Annotated in this window: 15 protein-coding genes and 2 pseudogenes; 9 read left to right on the top strand and 8 right to left on the bottom strand. The window is 61.6% G+C overall.

The window, feature by feature from the left end:
- Positions 1 to 23: 23 nt before the first annotated feature.
- Positions 24 to 1,124 (bottom strand): LLM class flavin-dependent oxidoreductase, encoded by a 1,101-nt coding sequence (locus tag R4P65_RS27050; protein ID WP_317828805.1) that lies wholly within the window; start codon positions 1,122 to 1,124, stop codon positions 24 to 26.
- Between the two features lie 297 nt (positions 1,125 to 1,421).
- Between R4P65_RS27050 and R4P65_RS27045 the strand changes: the two genes are divergently transcribed.
- Entirely contained in the window at positions 1,422 to 2,423 is a 1,002-nt protein-coding gene (locus R4P65_RS27045; RefSeq protein ID WP_317828804.1) for an MBL fold metallo-hydrolase, read from the top strand.
- 42 nt (positions 2,424 to 2,465) lie between these two features.
- On the opposite strand, the gene R4P65_RS27040 is transcribed toward R4P65_RS27045, so the two are convergent.
- Together R4P65_RS27040 and R4P65_RS27035 are read right to left on the bottom strand one after the other, a co-directional pair.
- The gene (locus R4P65_RS27040; protein WP_317828803.1) at positions 2,466 to 3,386 is read right to left on the bottom strand and encodes a universal stress protein; all 921 of its coding nucleotides are present in this window, start codon (positions 3,384 to 3,386) and stop codon (positions 2,466 to 2,468) included.
- A complete protein-coding gene (locus R4P65_RS27035) occupies positions 3,383 to 4,828 on the bottom strand; it encodes an amino acid permease (protein WP_317828802.1) in 1,446 nt (481 codons plus the stop codon). The genes R4P65_RS27040 and R4P65_RS27035 overlap by 4 nt, the downstream gene beginning before the upstream one ends.
- Positions 4,829 to 4,988: 160 nt before the next feature.
- On the opposite strand from R4P65_RS27035, the pseudogene R4P65_RS27030 reads away from it, so the two are divergent.
- Positions 4,989 to 5,534: pseudogene (locus tag R4P65_RS27030) on the top strand (alanine racemase); the annotation flags it as partial.
- A gap of 112 nt (positions 5,535 to 5,646) precedes the next feature.
- On the top strand, positions 5,647 to 6,783 hold the full coding sequence (locus tag R4P65_RS27025; RefSeq protein ID WP_317828801.1) for an arginase family protein: 1,137 nt from the start codon (positions 5,647 to 5,649) through the stop codon (positions 6,781 to 6,783).
- Between the two features lie 85 nt (positions 6,784 to 6,868).
- Here R4P65_RS27025 and R4P65_RS27020 read toward each other — a convergent pair.
- A pseudogene (locus R4P65_RS27020) lies at positions 6,869 to 7,842 on the bottom strand (TauD/TfdA dioxygenase family protein).
- Positions 7,843 to 7,953: 111 nt separating this feature from the next.
- Between R4P65_RS27020 and R4P65_RS27015 the strand changes: the two are divergent.
- The gene (locus R4P65_RS27015) at positions 7,954 to 8,502 is read left to right on the top strand and encodes a nuclear transport factor 2 family protein (protein ID WP_317828800.1); all 549 of its coding nucleotides are present in this window, start codon (positions 7,954 to 7,956) and stop codon (positions 8,500 to 8,502) included.
- A gap of 3 nt (positions 8,503 to 8,505) precedes the next feature.
- Here R4P65_RS27015 and R4P65_RS27010 read toward each other — a convergent pair whose 3' ends face one another.
- The gene (locus R4P65_RS27010; protein WP_317828799.1) at positions 8,506 to 8,706 is read right to left on the bottom strand and encodes a hypothetical protein; all 201 of its coding nucleotides are present in this window, start codon (positions 8,704 to 8,706) and stop codon (positions 8,506 to 8,508) included.
- Between the two features lie 312 nt (positions 8,707 to 9,018).
- On the opposite strand from R4P65_RS27010, the gene R4P65_RS27005 reads away from it, so the two are divergent.
- Positions 9,019 to 10,512, top strand: a complete 1,494-nt coding sequence (locus R4P65_RS27005) for a stealth family protein (protein WP_317828909.1) — start codon at positions 9,019 to 9,021, stop codon at positions 10,510 to 10,512.
- Positions 10,513 to 10,563: 51 nt separating this feature from the next.
- On the opposite strand, the gene R4P65_RS27000 is transcribed toward R4P65_RS27005, so the two are convergent.
- Both R4P65_RS27000 and R4P65_RS26995 read right to left on the bottom strand, forming a co-directional pair.
- Entirely contained in the window at positions 10,564 to 10,938 is a 375-nt protein-coding gene (locus R4P65_RS27000; RefSeq protein WP_411742591.1) for a hypothetical protein, read from the bottom strand.
- Positions 10,939 to 10,980: 42 nt separating this feature from the next.
- Positions 10,981 to 11,886: a phosphodiesterase gene (locus R4P65_RS26995; protein ID WP_317828798.1), complete on the bottom strand. Its 906-nt coding sequence runs from the start codon at positions 11,884 to 11,886 to the stop codon at positions 10,981 to 10,983.
- Between the two features lie 339 nt (positions 11,887 to 12,225).
- Between R4P65_RS26995 and R4P65_RS26990 the strand changes: the two genes are divergently transcribed.
- Positions 12,226 to 13,599, top strand: coding sequence for a dicarboxylate/amino acid:cation symporter (locus R4P65_RS26990; RefSeq protein WP_230816962.1), 1,374 nt, complete (start codon positions 12,226 to 12,228; stop codon positions 13,597 to 13,599).
- A gap of 172 nt (positions 13,600 to 13,771) precedes the next feature.
- Complete coding sequence (locus tag R4P65_RS26985) at positions 13,772 to 14,140, top strand: excalibur calcium-binding domain-containing protein (RefSeq protein WP_317828797.1); 369 nt, start codon at positions 13,772 to 13,774, stop codon at positions 14,138 to 14,140.
- A 52-nt stretch (positions 14,141 to 14,192) separates the two neighbouring features.
- Here the strand turns inward: R4P65_RS26985 and R4P65_RS26980 are convergent, their stop codons facing one another.
- Positions 14,193 to 15,320 carry an alpha/beta hydrolase family protein gene (locus tag R4P65_RS26980; protein ID WP_317828796.1) on the bottom strand — a complete coding sequence of 376 codons (1,128 nt, stop codon included), beginning with the start codon at positions 15,318 to 15,320 and terminating at the stop codon, positions 14,193 to 14,195.
- Between the two features lie 111 nt (positions 15,321 to 15,431).
- On the opposite strand from R4P65_RS26980, the gene R4P65_RS26975 reads away from it, so the two are divergent.
- Together R4P65_RS26975 and R4P65_RS26970 are read left to right on the top strand one after the other, a co-directional pair.
- Entirely contained in the window at positions 15,432 to 18,614 is a 3,183-nt protein-coding gene (locus R4P65_RS26975; protein ID WP_317828795.1) for a DEAD/DEAH box helicase, read from the top strand.
- A 113-nt stretch (positions 18,615 to 18,727) separates the two neighbouring features.
- A complete protein-coding gene (locus R4P65_RS26970) occupies positions 18,728 to 19,303 on the top strand; it encodes a TerD family protein (protein WP_230816959.1) in 576 nt (191 codons plus the stop codon).
- Positions 19,304 to 19,452 lie beyond the last annotated feature (149 nt).

Raw genomic sequence — 19,452 nt, 5'->3', positions numbered from 1 at the left:
ACCCGACCGTCAGACTTCTCCGCTCAGTCGACGGCGGTGAAACCCTTCGCCCGATCTTTGTCGGCCGAGGTCCACAGCGTCGTCGACAGTTCGGCCTTCACCAGCGGGATAACCTCTTCCGCAAATCGGCGCAGGGTGTCCTTCTGATGCTCGAAGTCGAGCACGTGATTGACCGACACCGATTGGAAATCGTGGCCGTAGCTCGCGTGATAATCGAGGATCTTCTCGGCGACCCGCTCCGAAGACCCGACCAACGCCGGCCCGCGGTCGACGGCTTCCTCGATCGTCCGGAAGCTCGTCGACTTTCCGACAGCTTTGGGGTCGTGCTTGCGTTTGTCGGCCTGCACAACGGCGCCTTCGTAGATCGGACGGAACTCTTCGATCGCCTGTTCGGTCGTGTCGGCGAGGAACAATCCGCCCGAACCCGATCCGACGTACGCCTTGGACGGGTCGTGCCCGTACGCCAGGTACTGCTCGCGGTAGTGGTCGATCAGCACTTTGTAGTTCTCACGAGGCTGGAAGGCGTTGGCGGTGACGATGGGGTCGCCCCACTTCGCCGCCAGTTCGACGGCCTCGAACGAGGTAGCCGATCCATGCCAGATACGGAACGGTCCGTCGTAGGGACGCGGTAGCGTCGTCGCGTCCTCGAGCGATGGTCGGTGAGTCCCCACCCACTTGACGTTTTCCTCGCTGATCAGCAGTTTGAGGAGTTCATAGTTCTCGGTGAGGTATTCGTACTGCTTGGCGATATCCAACCCGAGGAGCGGGTACTGAAGGACCTCGTTGCCCTTGCCGATCACGATCTCGAGGCGTCCCCGGCTCAGCTGATCGATGGTTCCGAAATCTTCGGCGACTCGAATCGGGTCGAGTAGCGACAGAACGGTGACACCCGTCGAGAGCAGGATTCTGTCTGTGGCCTGCGCAATTGCCCCCAAAACGACGGTTGGCGCCGACGAAAGAACCGGCCCGGCGTGGCGCTCACCCACCGAGAACGAATCGATACCTAGTTCTTCGGCGAGAACCGCCAGTTCGACGACGCGGTTGAGCCGATCGGACGGGGCAACTTCCTCGCCGGTCACTGGATGGGGTGGGTTGAAAATGATGTCCAGAACCTGAAAACGCATGACCCGTCTTTCTCGATAACCGCACAGCGCGCCTGTCCCTCGGAGGCTAGTGCGCGACTGCTCGACGGATCCGCGATCCGAGGACGCGCCCATTGCAACGAATTCGCGAAACACGCTATTCAGCAGAATCTTTCGACTCAATGAGACCATTCAGTCGATAAAACTCTCACCGATCCGAAGTCGACCCAAAACATGCCGAACTCCCGCCAGGCAGGACCTGTGTCACCGACCAATCAAGCGCACGGTAAACATGAAGTACTAAGAGTGCGTTCCCTTACTCGTTAAGAGGTACTTGTTATGAATGGTGCGGCAGCCATCGGTGATGGCATATTCCAGATTCCTGTCCCGATCACGGACAACCCGCTCGGGCACACGCTCGTCTACGCCATGGAATCCCCCGGCGGACTGATCTTGGTCGACGCTGGCTGGGGTGACGACAACGGCTGGCAGGGCCTCAACGCGGGGCTCGCCGAGATCGGGCATTCGGTGACCGACATCGAGGGCGTCGTGGTCACGCACTTCCATCCGGACCACACCGGACTGTGCGGACGGGTCCGCGAGGCATCCGGCGCTTGGATCGCCATGCACGAGGACGACCACTACCTGTTCGATCAGATGGCCACTGCGCGTAACGAGGAGTGGATGGCGTACCAGCTCGACAACATGGAACGTGCCGGAGCGCCCACAGCTGACCGTGATGCCTTCCGACTGGCTGCCGCGGGTGAGTCTCCGGTGGGCCCCGAGTCCGCTCCCGACCGCCTTCTCGTCGACGACGAGATCATCGCACTCACCGGCCGCGGCCTCCGCGTTGTCTACACCCCCGGCCACACGCCTGGTCACGTCTGCTTCTACCTCGACGACGCCGACGTCATGTTCACCGGCGACCACGTCCTGCAGAAGACAACACCGCACGTCGGCAACTTCGTGTACCCCCTCGACGAGCGTGACGCCCTCGCCGATTTCCTCGACTCGCTCGCACGGGTGCAGAACATGAACATCACCCGCGGTCTCGGCGCTCACGGCATTCCGATCGACGACGTCGGAGGTCGCGCCGGCGAGTTGATCGAGCATCACCAGGAGCGACTCGATCATCTGCTCCAGGAGTTCGCCGACGACAAGCTCACCGTGTGGGACGTCGCGGCAAAGATGAAGTGGTACAAGCCGTGGGCCGAGATCTCCCCGATGGGAAAGACGATGGCGTTGTCCGAAGGCGCAGCTCACCTTCGCCATCTGGTTGCCCGAGAGCAGGTCTCTCAGGTTCCCGGCTCCGAGCCCGCGCTCTTCGCTCGCTCCGTCTGAAAGATCAGGGCCGACAAGCACTCCGCTCGTCGGCCCTGATCTCTATTCCGCTTCGGCCTGATCGACTATTCGGGTCGACGCCGATCGCGGGACCACCACCACCGGAACCGGCGAGTACCGCACGATCTTCGCTGCCCGACTGCCGAGGAACACCCGCGCCAGTGGACCTGCCTTGCTCGAGCCGACTGTCAGAACGTCACCTCGATCCCACTCGACGCCCTCGAGCGCCTCGGCCCAGTTACGACCATGGCTGATAACCGATTCCATGACGTCAGGTACTTCGGGCAGTGCACGCACTCTCTCGAAGGCAGCGTTGGTCTCGCGCTCGACCACCTCGGCCCACTCGGAGATGACCGGTGAATCCCCCTCGGTCCCGAGCGTGGTCGTGTACTGCGCGTTCGCACGAACTGCAAACGCCGCCAATCTGAGTCCGGCATCGACACGCGCAGCCACCGTCGCGGCAGCGAGCACCAGATCGTCCTGATCGGGTGTGCCCGAGTACGCGGCGGTGACGCGGCGAACCACCTCACCCGGCTTGGTTCGAAATCCCCTCGGCGCCAGCGCGACCGGAACGTCGGAGCTGTGCAGCAAGCGTGAAGTGACGCTGCCGAGAGCCACGTGACCGAACACCCCGGCCGTCGACGAGTCCAGGACGATCATCTTGGCTTCGTGCTCGTGAACGAGATCGAGCAGGCCACTCGACGTCGACTGAGCCTCATGCACGACATAGGTCACGTCGACGTCGGAGGGCATGTCGGCCCGCGCTTTCGCCAGCGCCGCTTCGGCTTCGGCTCGCAATTGCTGGTGGTATTCGGCGTCGACACGCGCCATTCCGGGCGGTGGCGGCGAGGGAATCACCGCGCAGATCACCAGCGGTTCACCGGACGAGCGCGCCAACAGCGTTGCCAGATGGACGGTTCCGGAACTGTCACCGTCGGGTGCGTATCCCGCGAGCAGCGTCATGACTCGGACTCCGATCCCAATTCGGCGCGGTTCTTCGCGCCGAGCGGCGAGTGCTTCATACCGTAGGCGAAGTACCAGATGATCGCGACGGTCACCCATACGAGGAACACGTAGATCGTGACGGTTCGGAGGTCCTTGATGATCCACAGGCAGCCCAGGATCGAAAGGATCGGCGTCACCGGATAGCCGGGAACTTTGAAGCTGCGCGGCAGGTCCGGGTCACTGCGGCGCAGGATGATGACCCCGATCGAGACCACGAGGAAGGCCACCAGGGTTCCGATACTGGTCATTTCGGCGAGGAAGTTGATCGGAATGAAACCGGCCAGAATGCTGATGACGACGCAGACGATAATGGTGTTGGGCACCGGCGTCAGAGTCCGCGGGTTCACCTTGTGGAAGATCGACGGAATCATGCCGTCGCGTGACATCGCGAACAGGATGCGGGTCTGACCGTAGATGACCACGAGCGTGACGCTGCAGATCGAGATCACCGCACCGGCGGCCAGAAGTGTTCCCGGCCAGGTAGATCCGGTCACCTGTTCGAGGATGGCGGACAGTCCGGCTTCCTGACCTTCGAATGATGCGGAATCCTGTGCACCGATCGCGACGGCGACAACGGCGATGTAGATCGCGGTGACGGACACAAGTGCAATGAGGATCGCGAGGGGGAGATTGCGACGGGGGTTCTTCACTTCTTCGCCGGCGGTGGACACGGCGTCGAGGCCGATGTAGGAGAAGAAGATGATTCCGGCGGCGGACATGACGCCGCTGAATCCGAACGGTGCGAAGTCGGCGAAGTGATTGCTGTTCCATCCGCCGATGCCGACCACGATGAAGAGCAACAGAATCGCGAGTTTGATCGAGACCATGATGGCGTTGGCCTTGGCTGATTCACTGGCGCCGCGGATGAGCAGAACGCCGCACAGGCACACCAGGATCACTGCGGGCAGATTGATGATGCCGCCCTGCTCCGGCGCTTGTGACAGCACATCGGGGATCTGGAACCCGAAGAGGTTGCCCAGTAGCTGGTTCAAATATTGCGACCATCCGACGGACACCGCCGCGGCAGATACTCCGTACTCGAGAAGCAGACACGCTCCGACGGCCATGGCCGGAAGCTCTCCGAGCGTCGCGTAAGCGTAGGAATACGACGAGCCCGACGCCGGGACAGCTCCGGCCAACTCCGCGTAACAAATCGCCGTGAGTCCCGCGACGACACCGGCAACAACGAAGGAGATGATGACTGCCGGACCCGCAACCGGGACTGCCTGCGAGAGGACGAAGAAGATACCGGTGCCGATCGTGGCGCCGATGCCGAACATGGACAACTGCGCTAAACCGATACTGCGGGTCAGCTCGCCGCCGTTGGTATCTGCGCCGGTCTCCTGGTCTATCTGCAAAGCCGGCTTGCGCCGAAGTACGTGTTTGACGAGAGTAGCCATCGACGCTCCTCTAGAGTGCCTGGTAGGAAACTGTTGTATCCTTATACTGCACGTAAGTGTCCTACGACACAACAGTTGGAGCAAAGTTGTCCAGCTCACGCCAACCGTCCGGTCCGAAATGCCCGGATCGTGAACCGCCTTCGGAGAAAACGGGGAGATCATGACCGGACCGACCATCACCGTCGACCTGCGTCGTATCGAACAGAATGCGCGCGTCCTCGTCGAGGCGTCCAGCGCTCACGGAATTTCGGTGGCCGGCGTCAGCAAATCTACGTGCGGCTCCCCCAAGGTGGCACGAGCAATGGTCCGCGGCGGCGTCGCGCAGATCGCCGACTCCCGCCTGGACAACCTGGCCCGCATTCGCCGCGACGGCATAACCGTTCCCCTGATGCTGATCCGTGCACCGTCGCTGAACGAGATCGACGACACGATCCGCTACGCGGACATCAGCCTCAACTCCGAGTTGACGACGATTGTTGCTCTGGGCAGAGCAGCACGGGCGCGAGGAGTCGTCCACGACATCGTGCTGATGATCGACCTCGGAGATCTCCGCGAAGGAATCCTGCCGGCGGAGGCGTTGGACGTAGTCGCCGAAATCCTTCCCATCGAGGGCATCAGACTGATCGGAATCGGCGCAAATCTCGCGTGCGTCGGCGGCATCCAGCCGACCGTCGACAACCTGTCGAATCTGGTCTACCTAGCCGACGAAATCACGAAGCGGTTCTCGATCGAACTGCCGATCGTTTCCGGCGGCAATACGTTCTCGCTGCCACTACTCGAGACGGGCACGATGCCCGGGGGGGATCAACCATCTGCGTTTGGGCGCCAGCATCGTACTGGCCGAATCACCTACTCCCCCCGGACTGTACGAACTGCTGAACAACGATGCCTTCACTCTCACCGCGGACATCATCGAGGCGAAGGTCAAGCCGTCGCGGCCGTATGGAGTCTCAGGCGAAGACGCATTCGGCCGACGCCCCGTCTTCGACAACGAGGACAAGCCGAGCCGACGCCTGATCTTGTCCATCGGCCGCGAAGACATCTCGCCGGAAGGCTTGACCCCGATCGATCCGCGCCTGAAGGTGATCAGCGCCAGCAGCGATCACCTCCTCGTCGACGCCGGAGAAACAGGTGACGAATACCGACTCGGTGGCACGGTCGACTTCACGATCGACTACGGCGCGCTCTTGATGGCGATGACATCGCCCTACGTCGAAAAGCGCTACGTCCTGGGCACCGAACCGATCGATGCCAATGCGACCGTCGAATTGATCGACCTCGAAACTACCGGGCTGGCAAGCCATCTCCTCGATCACGGTCTACGTGACGACATATCCGGAATCGGTTTCAACTGCGTTCAAGCCGAGAACGCCGCCGCGGATCTCACGACGCTGCCGCTGTGGCTCACTGCCGAGGCCTGGCAGAACACCAGAATTCCGATCGCCACCGAACCCGGAACCGATTTGGGTGCAATCATTTTCGCCTCCCACGGCGATATCGAACAATTGCTGTCGTCGGCGGCGGACCTGCATGGCCCCAGTTTGGAGAACACCGTCTTGGTGGGCGTCAAGAACGCCACGGTCGATCACAAGCGCGCACTCGACGAGTACGGGGTACTGCTGGTGACGATCGACGAGATCGATCGCCATGGCATGGCGGCCTTGATGCCTCGCGTCCTCGCCGCGGCTGGACAGGGTGTGAACGGCGTCCACGTCCACTTCGACATGGACATCATCGACGGGCGTGTTCTCGGCGTCGACGACACGACGCATCTGGGCGGCCTCACATTCCGAGAAGCCCACCTCGCCGCCGAATTCATCAGCGAGACCGGCCTGACGAGATCGATTTCGATCGGCAGCGTCGCGGCGGCGGACTCCGATCCTCTCGGCCGTCAGGCGACCTTCGTCGACGGATTGGTTGCATCGCTGCTCGGGCGCAAGGTGGTCAAAGCCTGACGTTGTCGGCGGCGGCCGAACACATCCCGAAGCCGAGACGGGAACTGATGCGAACGGCCGCCGGATCTGGAAACGCCAAGATTGATCAGTTGACGGCGAAGCCGGGAAGCCGATCGATGTCCGCGATGATCGAATACTCCGTGGCGTCGCCCTGGAGGATTCGACTCGGCTCGCCGTGGACGTCGACGGGAACGTCACCGGCCAACGTCACCCGATGCACGCTACGTGCCTGAGATCCGTAGTCGGCGATCCCGTAGTGCTGAGTCGCCTGGTTGTCCCAGATCGCCAGGTCGCCTTCCGTCCAGTTCCATCGAACAGTGTTTTCCAACTTGATGATTCGCGCTTGCAGCAGCTGGTAGAGAGCAACCGACTCCGACGGCTTGAGTCCGACGAACTCCTTGAAGAAGTGACCGAGCAGGAGGGTCTTCTCCCCCGTCGCCGGATGGATCCGCACCACCGGGTGTTCGGTCTCGTAGATCTCACGAGTGAATTCGGCGTAGTAAGCCAGGCGCTGCGCGTCCACTGGGTTCGCCTGATCGACAACCTCGGCGTAGTCGTAGGCATTGGTGTGAACGGCACGCAGATTCTCGACGAATACCTTGAGCGAAGGCGGCAGTTGGTCGTACGCAGCGGTTGTCGACGCCCACGTGGTCGCTCCGCCGTACTCGGGAATGGTCGTAGCTCGCAGAATCGATGCTTTCGGGATGCGGTCGACGAACGTCACATCCGTGTGCCAACTGTTGGCAGCACGGTCGAGCACCAACAGCTTGTCGCCCCTGGACTTCACCGTCGGATGCGGGGTGGTCTGGGTGCCGAGTTTTCGGCGAATTCGTACTGCGACGTGTCGTCGAGATGCTGCTGCCCACGGAAGAACACAACCTTGTGCGCTGCCAGCGCATAGTTGATCGCGTAGGCGGTCTCTTCGGACAAGTCACCGGCGAGACGGACGCCGTCGATACGGGCGCCGATCAGCTCGCCTACCTTGTGGACGGTGATTCCGCCGGCGGCGTAGATCTGCTCCGGGGTCTGGGTGACACGTTCGAGGTCGGTGACGGACATGGCGATCTCCTGTGAGTCGGTCAAGCCTACGGGCGCGGCAGTCGTCATGGCGCTGCCTACTGTGAACACTCAATCATTTACGCTACGAGCTCGAATACGATTGAACTCGAGGTGATCTCAAAGTTCGTCGCTCCCTCGTTGGAGAATATTGCCGCTCAATGGGACGACGCCGTCGTCGTTGTCGTCATGAGCTGTAGCGTGCGATCTGCCGCACCCACGTCTACGGAGGACAGCATGCAACCCGAGGGCCCTGCCGAACAGATTCGTTCAACGCTCGCTCGCATCGCGCATCTTGCCGATACCGGCTCGGTCGAGGATTACGTGGAGCAGTTCACCCGCGACGCCGAATGGAACATGCCCGCCAATCCCGATCGCGGTATCCCCGCACAGGTACGACGTGGCCGCGAAGAAATTGCTGCTGGAGTAGTCGAGCGTCGAGCAGCCGGCATACAAGGCCCGGGCACATTCACACGTCACGTCACCACAGCGATCGCCGTGGACGTGACCTCAGAAACGACAGCCCGCGCGGATGCGGTGTGGGCGTTCTACGTCGACACAACCACGTCGCCCAAACTCAGCGGCGTCGGGAGCTACGCCGACGAGTTCGAACTCGAAGACGGGCTGTGGCGACTGTCGCGACGGGTGATTTCGCGCGGCTGACGCTCAGTCTTCTTCGCCGGTGATCGCCTCACACCAATCTTCGACCTGATCGATCCCCTCTTCCGTCCATTCCGGGCTCATGTCTTCCAGTGCGTCGAAGAGCACCTCGCAGGTCAGCATCTCCGGTGAACCCTCCGACCCCGCCGCCTCGGTTCGCTCCGCAGACGCTGTCGCAACTGGGCCGGCAGCCAGCGCAACCGCCATCGCCCCGTTCCGACCATCGCTTTCACACGCATGGGAACTCCTCCTTCACTCTCGCTTCGGTCCTCGGGGTACCCGACTCGCCCCGCGCTACCCATCCCCGTCACTCATGTCCGACTTTCGGCGCCGACGACATAGACTGAGCTCGTCGCCACCACGTTCTCGCAGCGTCGGGGGCGACAGATACACAGCTGGATCAGAATCGGAAGGCATCCCATTACAGAATCTCCCGCTCCGCACGACATCTACTTCGTACCCCCGGAGCAGGACAGCCCCAATCCCGTGGAACCGGCGTCGGCCGCGTCACGCGCACGGATGGGTGAACTACCCGAGACTGTCCGATTCAAGAATCGTTTTGCCCTCGCGATCACGACCACCACGCCGCTCGAAGCGATGGTCGAAGATCTGCTGTTCATCCGCGGCATCCTCGACGCCGCAGGAATCGAGTATCTACTCGTCCGCGGAAACGACGAGCGCCCGGTCATCGCGGTCAGCTGGACCGAACGCAAGAACCTGCGGCAGGCACTTGTCGAGGGATGCGCCAACGCACCCTTCTATTCCAAAACTGTCGACGCGAAGAAGAGCCCAGCGCTCCTTGTCGCGGACGGTGCCCTGTCGAAGACCAACAAGTCACGGATCTTCCGTTTGTTCCGGCCGAGGGTTCACGTCGCAAGCGGCATGAACTACGGCGCGAACATCGGTGTTCAAATCGAACTGTGGTCGATCTCCGACGAAGAAATCGTCCTACCCGTCGAGAACTCACTGACACGACGAACCGTACTCCCCGAAGAAGCTGTCCGAGGAACCGTCGAACGATTCGGCCGGATCTGGCCGACTATCGAGAACATGTTCGCCGATCATGCCTCCGATATCAGCTTCGATATCGATCTTGTCTTTTCCTGGGTCGACGGCTCCTCCAAGGAGTTTCAGGCTCAGCGCGCGAAGCGGATGCAGAACTACATCGTCGGTGAGGGGGACGAATCAGAAGCGCGTTTCCGTCAGATCGACGAACTCAAATACGCGCTGCGGTCCATCCACATGTATGCACCGTGGATCCGGCGTATCTTCGTCGCGACCGATTCCGATCGTCCGGACTGGCTTGCCGACGATCCGCGAGTAACGTTCATGCCCAGCGAAAAGTTCTTCGCCGATCCAAGTGTGTTGCCCACCCATAATTCTCAAGCTGTCGAGTGCCAGCTGCACCATATTCCGGGTCTGGCGGAGCATTTCCTCTACTCCAATGACGACATGTTCTTCGGCCGCCCCGTCGGCCCGGACATGTTCTTCTCCCCCGGTGGCATCAGCATGTTCATCGAGGCCGACACCAGAATCGGTTTGGGACACAACGACAACGACCGCAGCGGGTTCGAAAATGCGGCACGCGTCAACCGCCGGTTGCTGCAGGACCGCTTCGGTCTGATGACCACCAGACATCTGGAGCACGCGGCGACGCCACTGCGTAAGAGCGTGATGGCCGAGATGGAACGCGAGTTCGCCGAAGACTTCGCGGCAACTGCAGCAAGCACCTTCCGCGCGAGTTCCAATATCTCGGTGACCAATTCGCTATATCACTACTACACACTGATGAGTGGACGGTCGGTGGTACAGAAGTCCGCAGCCGTCAAGTACGTCGATACGACGGTCAAAGCCGGTTTGCGCGACATGGACTCACTGCTCGCCAAGCGCTCCATGGACTTCTTCTGCCTCAACGACGGCAGCGCTCCGGAGATCGATCTGGAACTTCGCACACGCAAGATCACGGAGTTTCTGGAGAGCTACTACCCCATCCCTGCTCCCTGGGAGGCCTAGACGAAGCGAGGGCCCAGCCGATTTCGGCTGGGCCCTCGCCACTTCGGTCGATCAGCGTGCTGTCACATACTCCCGCTGCACCGGAATGGGCAGACCGAGATTGTCACGCAACGTCGTTCCTTCGTAGTCGCTGCGGAGAACACCGCGCTCCTGCAGCAACGGCACCACGTCGTCGACGAACTCGTCGAGTCCCGTCAGTACCAGGTGCGAGCCGAGGATGAATCCGTCCGAACCGTCGTTACCGACAAACGAATCGATTTTCTCGGCAACCTGCTGCGGCGTACCCACGATCGGTCCACGCTCGAACTGATCGATCACCACTTCGCGCAGATTCAACTTCTTGCTCTCGGCTACCGCGCGCAGTTTCGCGACGGGCTCGAAACGATCCTGGTGAATGAAGGCGCGCCCTGCGCGACCGCCCGGCAATCACCCAGAACTGCGCCAACGCACCGGAAACCGCCTGCCACCTCAGATGATCGAGCGTGCCGCCTTTTCGCTCTCGAGGATTCGAATACCGGCAGCGCTGAGCCTCCGGGCTCCCTCGGCCGCGTCGACAGGCTCACCGACCGTCACGTGCGCGCCGAGTGGAACGACCGAATGAACAATCGTCTCGTCGTAGACGTGCACCAAATTGCACCCCTGAGCCCCGTCACGACCACGCTGACCACCGACTTCCACGTTCAAGTCCTGGGTGTAACACGTCGACGACGCCACGGACACCGGAATACCGGCAAACGTCGCCGTCGTCGAATAGTGCAGGTGCCCAGCAAGAATCGCCCGGATGTCGCTGCCCCGCAAGACGTCTGCCAACCGGGACTGATCGCGCAACTCCACCAGGACCGCGAGATCCTGAATGCACGGAACCGGCGGATGATGCAGCGCCAGAATTGTTCCATCGGGCGCCGGCACCGCCAATTCTGTGCGTAGCCAATCCAATTGACGATCCGAGATCTCACCGTAGTGGTGACCGGGAACCGATGAATCCAGGGTGATCACCCGCAGTCCGTCAAGGTCGTAGACGTTGTCGACGGGATGATCGGTGGCGTCCTCGCCCAACAGCAATGATCTGAAGGTGGGGCGGTCGTCGTGATTGCCCATCGCCCACACAACCTGCGCATCGATCTCGGCCGCCACAGGTTCCACGATGGCTTTCAATTCCGCGTATGCGTCGGGGTGTCCCTGGTCGGTCAGGTCGCCGGTGAATATCAGTGCATCCGGGCGTGCGCCCGAGGCCACGATCCCGCTGAGCACTTCCCGCAATCTCGTCGACGCATCCACGGCGTCGTACAACTCCCCCTGAGCCACCAGATGCGTGTCACTGAGGTGCACCAGGAAATGCTTCGGACGCGGGTACTCGGCATTCCGAACGCTCATCGGTCTCTCGCTTCCGCTTGCCGACGCTTAGGTGCCGGTGCGGCACCTACTGATCGTCGAGACTAGTCAACCGACCAACAGTGACTGATCGGGGCACGCCCGACGAACACGAAGCGAACTCCCGCGGCGACCCTCGGGATCGAGTAGTTGAAGCTGCGAGTAGTGTGTGGACGGTGTTGTTCCTGACCAGTCGGCGTTACGTCGACCTTCGCCTGCAGGCGAGCGCAATGTGTACGCGCTCGCTCTGACCTGACGCGTACCAGGAAACATTTCTTCGAATCTGCCCGGCCTCTGGTGCCGCGCTGCATTTCGCTCCCTTGATTTTCGAAAGGCATAGTCATGCCCAGCTCCACCTCCACCGGCGTGCCGGAAAAGTCCACGTCCCGTTTTCCGTCCTGGGCGACGGCATTCGGACCGCAGATCGTCGCCGGCCTCGTACTCGGTGTCATCATCGGTCTCGTCGCCCGGGCAATGCCTGATGCAGCCGACGGAAACGTCAACTGGTTGGTCGGCACCGTGCAGACCATCGGTTCGAGTTACGTCAAGCTGCTCACCGTTGCGGTGATCCCGCTCGTGTTCACCGCCATTGTCAGCTCCATCGCCAACCTGCGCCAGGTCGCCAATGCAGCTCGCCTGGCCGTGCAGACCTTGCTCTGGTTCGCGATCACCGCTTTCATCGCTGTGATCATCGGCATCATCGTCGGCCTGATCACCGATCCCGGTTCACGGACCGACGTCGCCGTCGAAGCAGCGAAGGAACCCAAGAGTTCCGGCTCGTGGTGGGCGTTCATCACCGGACTGGTTCCGAACAACTTCCTGGGGCTGGGCGCAAAGACTTCAGTCACCGAAGGCGTGGCGACTACATCGCTGAGCTTCAACGTCCTGCAGCTGCTCGTCATCGCCGGCGCGATCGGCATTGCTGCACTCAAGATCGGACCCAAGGCTGCTCCGTTCCTCGAGTTCAACGCTTCGCTGCTCGCGATCGTCCAGAAGGTCCTGTGGTGGATCATCCGCCTCGCCCCGATCGGCACCGCCGCGCTGATCGCCAACGCTGTCGCCACCTACGGCTGGGATGCGATCGGCTCGCTGGGCGTTTTCACCGCAGCCATCTACATCGGTCTGGCCATCGTCTTCTTCGTGGTCTACCCCATCCTGATTGCCGCGCACGGCCTCTCGGTCCGAAGCTTCTTCTCCGGTGTCTGGCCTGCAACTCAGCTCGGCTTCGTCTCGCGCTCGTCGATCGGCACTCTGCCGCTGACCGAACGCGTCACGGAACGCAACCTCGGTGTTCCGCGTGAGTACGCCTCGTTCGCCGTTCCGCTCGGTGCCACCACGAAGATGGACGGTTGCGCTGCAATCTATCCCGCGATCGCGGCAATCTTCGTCGCCGGCTTCTACGACGTCCCGTTGACCTTCACCGACTACCTGCTGATCGTCGTCGTCTCGGTCATCGGCTCAGCGGCAACGGCCGGAACCACCGGTGCGACAGTCATGCTCACACTCACACTCTCCACCCTTGGTCTTCCCCTGGCCGGCGTCGGACTGCTCCTCGCCGTCGAACCGATCGTCGACATGGGCCGTACCGCAGTCAACGTCACCGGCCAGGCACTGGTCCCGGTCATCGTCGCAAAGCGTGAGGGCATCCTCGACAAGGAGCGCTTCGACGCTCCCCGCAACGGTGATCCCTTCGCCGAAGAACTTGTCGACGCGTAACCCTCGCCGACAACAGCAGCGTCCCCGCACCCGAGCAATACGGTGCGGGGACGCTGCTTTTCACCCCAGATTTCACCCTTACCGAAATAAACCATTTGGTCGTTATGGCCAGTATGCTCAGCCGGCACAGCCCTCAGAAGTGGAAGGGCTGCCCAGTTGAACACGAGGTCACATGAAGCTCCGCCGTCTGGCATTCAGCGTCGCAGGTTGCGCCGCAATCACTCTGGTTGCCGCACCCGCCGCTCAGGCATCCACGGTTTTCGATTTCCTACCGATCGAGATCGCACGCATGATTCCGACTGGCTCTGCCGACGCAGTCCAGCCGTTCCTTCCACCCGTCTTCGCACCGCCGGCACCGCCCGCTCCGCCCGCTCCGCAGGCGCCCCAGAATCAGCCGGCGCCGCAGAACACTCCCGCACCCGCGCGGTACTACCAGAACTGCACTGCCGTGCGTAACGCCGGCGCAGCTCCGTTGTACCGGGGCCAGAACGGATACGCCCCGCATCTCGACCGGGACAACGACGGCATCGCCTGCGAGTGATCCAACGCTCGGGTTGTGGTGCACCCACAACCCGAGCACTGTTGCCGAACTGTCAGACGCCCAATGCGCGGGACAGAGTCGGCCACGCCTTCGGCAGTCGTTCACGCCAATACGCCCACGCGTGTGTGCCGTTCGGCTCGTAATCCACCTGCGCCGGTATCTTCAGCTCCTGCAACCGAGCGTCGAACATCTTGGTGCAGGCATGCGCAGCAACCTCGATGCCGCCGCCGATCACCAGACGCTCGAGCAGTTCAGGGGTCTGCAGCGTCTCGTCAGATCCGGGACGCCCATTTGCCGTCGACACGTAGATTTCCTTGCCACGCAGTTTCTCTGCGTTGATCAACGAATCGTGCGCCTCCCACTCCGGGCCTCCTGGCACACCCCAGATGTTGGCCGGATCTCCGCTTCGCGAAGAAATCGTGGCCTGGACGGCAGTTCGGCCGAGCGGATCCATCGTGGAGTAGCAGCCACTGAAAACCGCGACGCCACGATACATGTCCGGAAAGCGTTGGGCGAGCATCATTGCGCCCATCGCGCCCATGGAATTGCCGGCAACCGCGTTGATGCCGTTGGTCTTGAGTCGTGCGTCGATCAGCGGTGGCAACTCTTCGGTGATGAAGGTTTCCCACTTGTGCAGTCCCAGCCGCGGATCCGGATTCTCCCAGTCCGAGTACAGGCTCGCGATCCCACCGTTGAGCATCACGACGTTGACGTTCTTGTCGGCGAAGAACGCCGGAGCGCCGCCGATCGTCATCCATCCGCTGCTTTTCTCACCGGCGTCGACACCCTCGAGCATGTACAGCGCTGGGCGCGGAACCGAATTATCGGCGGGTAGCAAAATCTCGACGCCGACTTCGCGTCGGAGTGCGGGCGACGCCACCGTCAGCCTGACCGCCTGCGGTGCGGTCACCTTCTCGCCGACGATGGCCGGGACGACGATGTCGTCGCGTAGATCCGGCTTGGGGCCCGGATCCTCCTGAAGTGGTCCTGGGATCGTCGACCCCGAGCTCACGCTGCCCTCGACGCTGCCCAGACTTCCCGAGTTTCCCGAACTACCCGAGCTTCCGGAACTCGGCGCTGCCGTCGACAGTCCGCCCAATTGCAAAGAAAGTGCACAGACGGCCAAACACACCGCACCTGTGCGCGCAGATCGGATCCACGCACGCCGCTCAGTCCTCATGAAACTCCCAAACCAGTCAAAGATGTTCCCGTGAACATACCGTGCAGTTCGGACTTTCTTGGACAAACGACCACGACAAGATCTGTCGGACGCCGCCACTAGGCTGGCCCCGTGCAACCGGACTCAGTCAAGGCCCTCGACCTCGACCGAGTTCGCGCTGTCGTCGGCACGACAACCTACGACCGCGGACTTACCTACCTGCGGCAGAATGCGGTCGTGTCCATCAGCTGGAACGGCATCCCGGATACCTTGACCGGGGCCGTGGCGGGGACCGCGCGGGAGCCGTACGCCTGCACGATTTCGATAAGTCACAGCGCGACCGGTGCTGCCACTTTCACGCGTGGGCTCTGCACGTGTCCAGTGCGAATGAACTGTAAACACGTGGCCGCGTTGGTACTCGCAGCGGTGGCCGAGGCGAACACGACGCCACGACAACTCGGGTGGGACGGCGCGCTCGAGGAGTTGCTCCGACCAGACCCCGACGGCCGCACAACTCCCGGACTCGGCATTCAATTCATCGCGCGAACCAAAGGCACATCGACACGGCTCCTCGTCAAACCAGTGCAACCAGGAGCGAGAGGGTGGATCTCCGGCGGACTTGCCTGGAACAAACTAGGAAGCACCTTTCAGTTCCCTGCCGACCACATCCGGGTTCTACGCGACATTCATCTCCTCCACAGCGCCGGCAACCATTACCGAAATCAGAATGCCGCGGAGATCGATCTTGCCGGGTTTCCGAGCCCGCAACTCTGGTCGCTTCTTGACGAGGCGATCAGCGTCGGCGTTTCACTCGTTCACTCGAAGGCCGGCCTCGGTAACATCTCCCTACTCGACGACGCCAACATCTGCCTCGACGTCCACGGAGCGGAAGACAACAATCTCCGTCTCACGCCCCGAATTCAGACCGATGGGCACATCATCACCCATTCCGACTGGGGACTTGTCGGTACGCCGGCACATGGTGTCTTCGCGCTCGACGCCGCTAACGCGATCACGCTCGCACCACTGCACACGCCGGTCACCCGCCAATTGCGGCAGTTGATCGACTCCGGAAAGACAGTCGACATACCCGCCCAGCATCGGGATGCGTTCACTTCGCGGTTCGTGTTCAAACTCGGAAACCTCGCTCCCGTCATATCTTCCGACGGCGCCTACAACCCACCGACTGTGTCCGGCCCTCGGCTACAACTGGTCGCCACTTACGAAGACAACCATCGCATCGACATCGAGTCGGCATGGAAGTACACCGTCGATGCCGACGAACTGATCATTTCTACCGCCAATGCAACCACCGAGGAGTCCGAGGTCCGCAATCACGCTGCCGAAGATGCCATCACCAACAGCCTCGGCGCGGCCGCGGTAAAGGCCACTCTCGCGGGAACGCTGACCGGCCTCGATTCCATGCAGTTCACACTTGACCTCCTCCCCCAACTCGAATCGCACGACGCCATCGACCTCACGGTTCCAGGAACCCCCGCAGACTACCGGCCTGCAGACGACGCTGTCGTGATCGGCATCGGCGCATCAGCACCCGACGGGGACAGCGGATCCGACTGGTTCGACCTCGATGTCACCGTCGATGTTGCGGGACAAAGCGTTCCGTTCACAACATTGTTCTCCGCTCTGAGCAAGGGCGAGACTCACATACTGCTACCGGACGGCGCCTTCTTTCGGCTCGACGCACCTGAACTACTCGGCCTACACCGTCTCATCACCGAAGCGCGGTCGCTACTCGATCGGCCTACCGGCAAACTCGCGATCAGCAAATTTCAAGCCGGGCTGTGGGAAGAATTGGCGGCGCTCGGAAGAGTCGAACATCAAGCAGCAGCATGGAAGAAGCAGATCGCAGGATTGCTCGGCAGTTCGGGCATCGATCCCGTCGAAGTCCCGGACACGTTGACGGCAACGCTGCGTCCTTATCAGGTCGACGGATTCCGTTGGCTCAATTTCCTCCGCCAGCACAGTCTGGGCGGCATACTCGCCGACGACATGGGCCTGGGTAAGACCCTGCAGACTCTCGCAATGATCTGCGCTGCGCGGCAATCGAATCCAGCGGCGCCGCCTTTTCTGATCGTTGCTCCCACCAGCGTGGTCTCCAATTGGAAATCCGAGGTGGCCAAGTTCGCACCAACCCTCCACACCGCTGTCATCACGGACACGCTGCGCCGCAGAAAAACCGATCTGGCAGCACTCGTCGACGGGGCGGACATCGTCGTGACGTCGTACGCCCTCTTTCGCCTCGACACCGATGCGTATTCCGCGGGCCGCTGGTCCGGACTGGTACTCGACGAAGCCCAATTCGCCAAGAACCACAAGTCAAAGGTCCACCAGTGTGCGAGGGCAGTGAACGCACCTTTCAAACTCGCGATCACCGGCACACCCATGGAAAACAATCTTTTGGAGTTGTGGTCGCTGCTCGCGATCACTGCACCAGGACTGTTTCCCAGCCCCACCACGTTCACCGATGTCTACCGCACTCCCATCGAAAAAGAAGGCGACACAGAGCGATTGGCGCAACTTCGGCGGCGCGTCAAACCGCTGATGGTTCGGCGCACCAAGGAACAGGTGGCTGCAGACTTGCCGCCGAAGCAGGAACAGATACTCGAGATCGAGTTGCATCCGAGCCATCGCGCGATCTACGACACCCACCTGCAACGCGAACGGCAGAAGATTCTCGGACTGCTCGATGACGTCGACAAGAACCGATTCACGATCCTGCAATCACTGACGATACTGCGCCAACTCAGTCTCGACGTCTCACTCGTCGACGAGGAAAACGGACCTGTCCCGTCGGCCAAGGTCGACGCTGTCGTCGAGCAATTGAACGACGTCATTGCCGGCGGACACCGAGCGTTGATCTTCAGTCAGTTCACCGGGTTCCTCGGCTCGGTGCGCACCCGACTCGACGCGGAAAACATCCCGTACAGCTATCTCGACGGTTCGACGCGGAATCGCGGTGAAGTGTTGGAGGAGTTCAAATCTGGCTCAGTCCCAGTCTTTCTGATCAGCCTCAAAGCTGGTGGCTTCGGCCTGAATCTCACCGAGGCGGACTACTGCTTCATTCTCGACCCTTGGTGGAACCCGGCCGCCGAGGCACAAGCGGTCGACCGTACTCACCGCATCGGGCAGACGCGAAACGTCATGGTCTACCGCCTCATTGCCAAAGACACGATCGAAGAGAAGGTCATGGCGCTTAAGGCCAAGAAGTCGGCATTGTTCTCGAATGTCACGGACGCCGAAGGCACACTCGGCACCGGACTCGACGCCGAGGATCTTCGCGCGCTGTTCGAGTGAGGTGCCTATTCGGTCGAACCTCACCTACCTACCCACGGTAATGTGAGTGCAGAACAGACAACACAGAACTCCCGAACGAAGAAATCCACTTCGTTCGAACGAGAGGAACCTGAATGGGCGTCACACTTGCCAAGGGCGGCAACGTATCTCTGTCGAAGGCCGCACCCAACCTGACCAAGGTCGCAGTCGGCCTCGGCTGGGATGCACGCAGTACCAGTGGTGCCGACTTCGACCTCGACGCCAGCGCGTTGGTCACCGGTCCGGAACGCAAGGTCCTTTCCGACCTGCACTTCGTCTTCTACAACAACCTTCGCTCGCCCGACGGATCCATCGAGCACACCGGCGACAATCTCACGGGTGAAGGCGACGGCGACGACGAAGTCATCAACGTCGACCTCCCTGCTGTACCGCCCAACGTCACCAACATCTTCTTCCCTGTCTCGATTCACGACGCCGATGCCCGACTCCAGTCCTTCGGACAGGTCACCAACGCCTACATCCGCGTCGTAGATCTGTCGAACGGCTCAGAACTGGCACGCTACGACCTCTCGGAAGACGCTTCCACCGAGACCGCCATGCTTTTCGGTGAGCTCTACCGCCACAACGGCGAGTGGAAGTTCCGCGCAGTCGGACAGGGATACGCATCCGGACTCGCCGGCATCGCCCGCGACTACGGCGTCAGCATCTGATCTCTACCAGGACACGAAACGGGGTTGGGGGCGGGCGGTGCGGGGGCGACCCCCCGGGTGTTTTGGTGTTTGTGTGTTGGGGTTTAAAGCGACAAAGACGCACCCGGGATTTTGCGCCCCACCCCCAAAACACTTTGTTGGCGACCGAC

The organism is Rhodococcus sp. IEGM 1318 (genome assembly GCF_033142465.1).
GTDB lineage: Bacteria > Actinomycetota > Actinomycetes > Mycobacteriales > Mycobacteriaceae > Rhodococcus_F > Rhodococcus_F qingshengii_B.
The sequence above is the reverse complement of the archived record's forward strand: the minus strand, read 5'-3'. Positions and strand labels throughout refer to the sequence as shown.

What these genes read in the sequence shown, in the direction of transcription:
- R4P65_RS26985 (WP_317828797.1), top strand. Translation starts at nt 13,772, where the DNA reads ATGAAGCTCCGCCGTCTGGCATTCAGCGTCGCAGGTTGCGCCGCAATC.
- R4P65_RS27045 (WP_317828804.1), top strand. Translation starts at nt 1,422, where the DNA reads ATGAATGGTGCGGCAGCCATCGGTGATGGCATATTCCAGATTCCTGTC.
- R4P65_RS26970 (WP_230816959.1), top strand. Translation starts at nt 18,728, where the DNA reads ATGGGCGTCACACTTGCCAAGGGCGGCAACGTATCTCTGTCGAAGGCC.
- R4P65_RS27010 (WP_317828799.1), bottom strand. Translation starts at nt 8,706, where the DNA reads ATGGCGGTTGCGCTGGCTGCCGGCCCAGTTGCGACAGCGTCTGCGGAG.
- R4P65_RS26990 (WP_230816962.1), top strand. Translation starts at nt 12,226, where the DNA reads ATGCCCAGCTCCACCTCCACCGGCGTGCCGGAAAAGTCCACGTCCCGT.
- R4P65_RS27040 (WP_317828803.1), bottom strand. Translation starts at nt 3,386, where the DNA reads ATGACGCTGCTCGCGGGATACGCACCCGACGGTGACAGTTCCGGAACC.
- R4P65_RS26980 (WP_317828796.1), bottom strand. Translation starts at nt 15,320, where the DNA reads ATGAGGACTGAGCGGCGTGCGTGGATCCGATCTGCGCGCACAGGTGCG.
- R4P65_RS27050 (WP_317828805.1), bottom strand. Translation starts at nt 1,124, where the DNA reads ATGCGTTTTCAGGTTCTGGACATCATTTTCAACCCACCCCATCCAGTG.
- R4P65_RS27005 (WP_317828909.1), top strand. Translation starts at nt 9,019, where the DNA reads ATGGGTGAACTACCCGAGACTGTCCGATTCAAGAATCGTTTTGCCCTC.
- R4P65_RS27035 (WP_317828802.1), bottom strand. Translation starts at nt 4,828, where the DNA reads ATGGCTACTCTCGTCAAACACGTACTTCGGCGCAAGCCGGCTTTGCAG.
- R4P65_RS26995 (WP_317828798.1), bottom strand. Translation starts at nt 11,886, where the DNA reads ATGAGCGTTCGGAATGCCGAGTACCCGCGTCCGAAGCATTTCCTGGTG.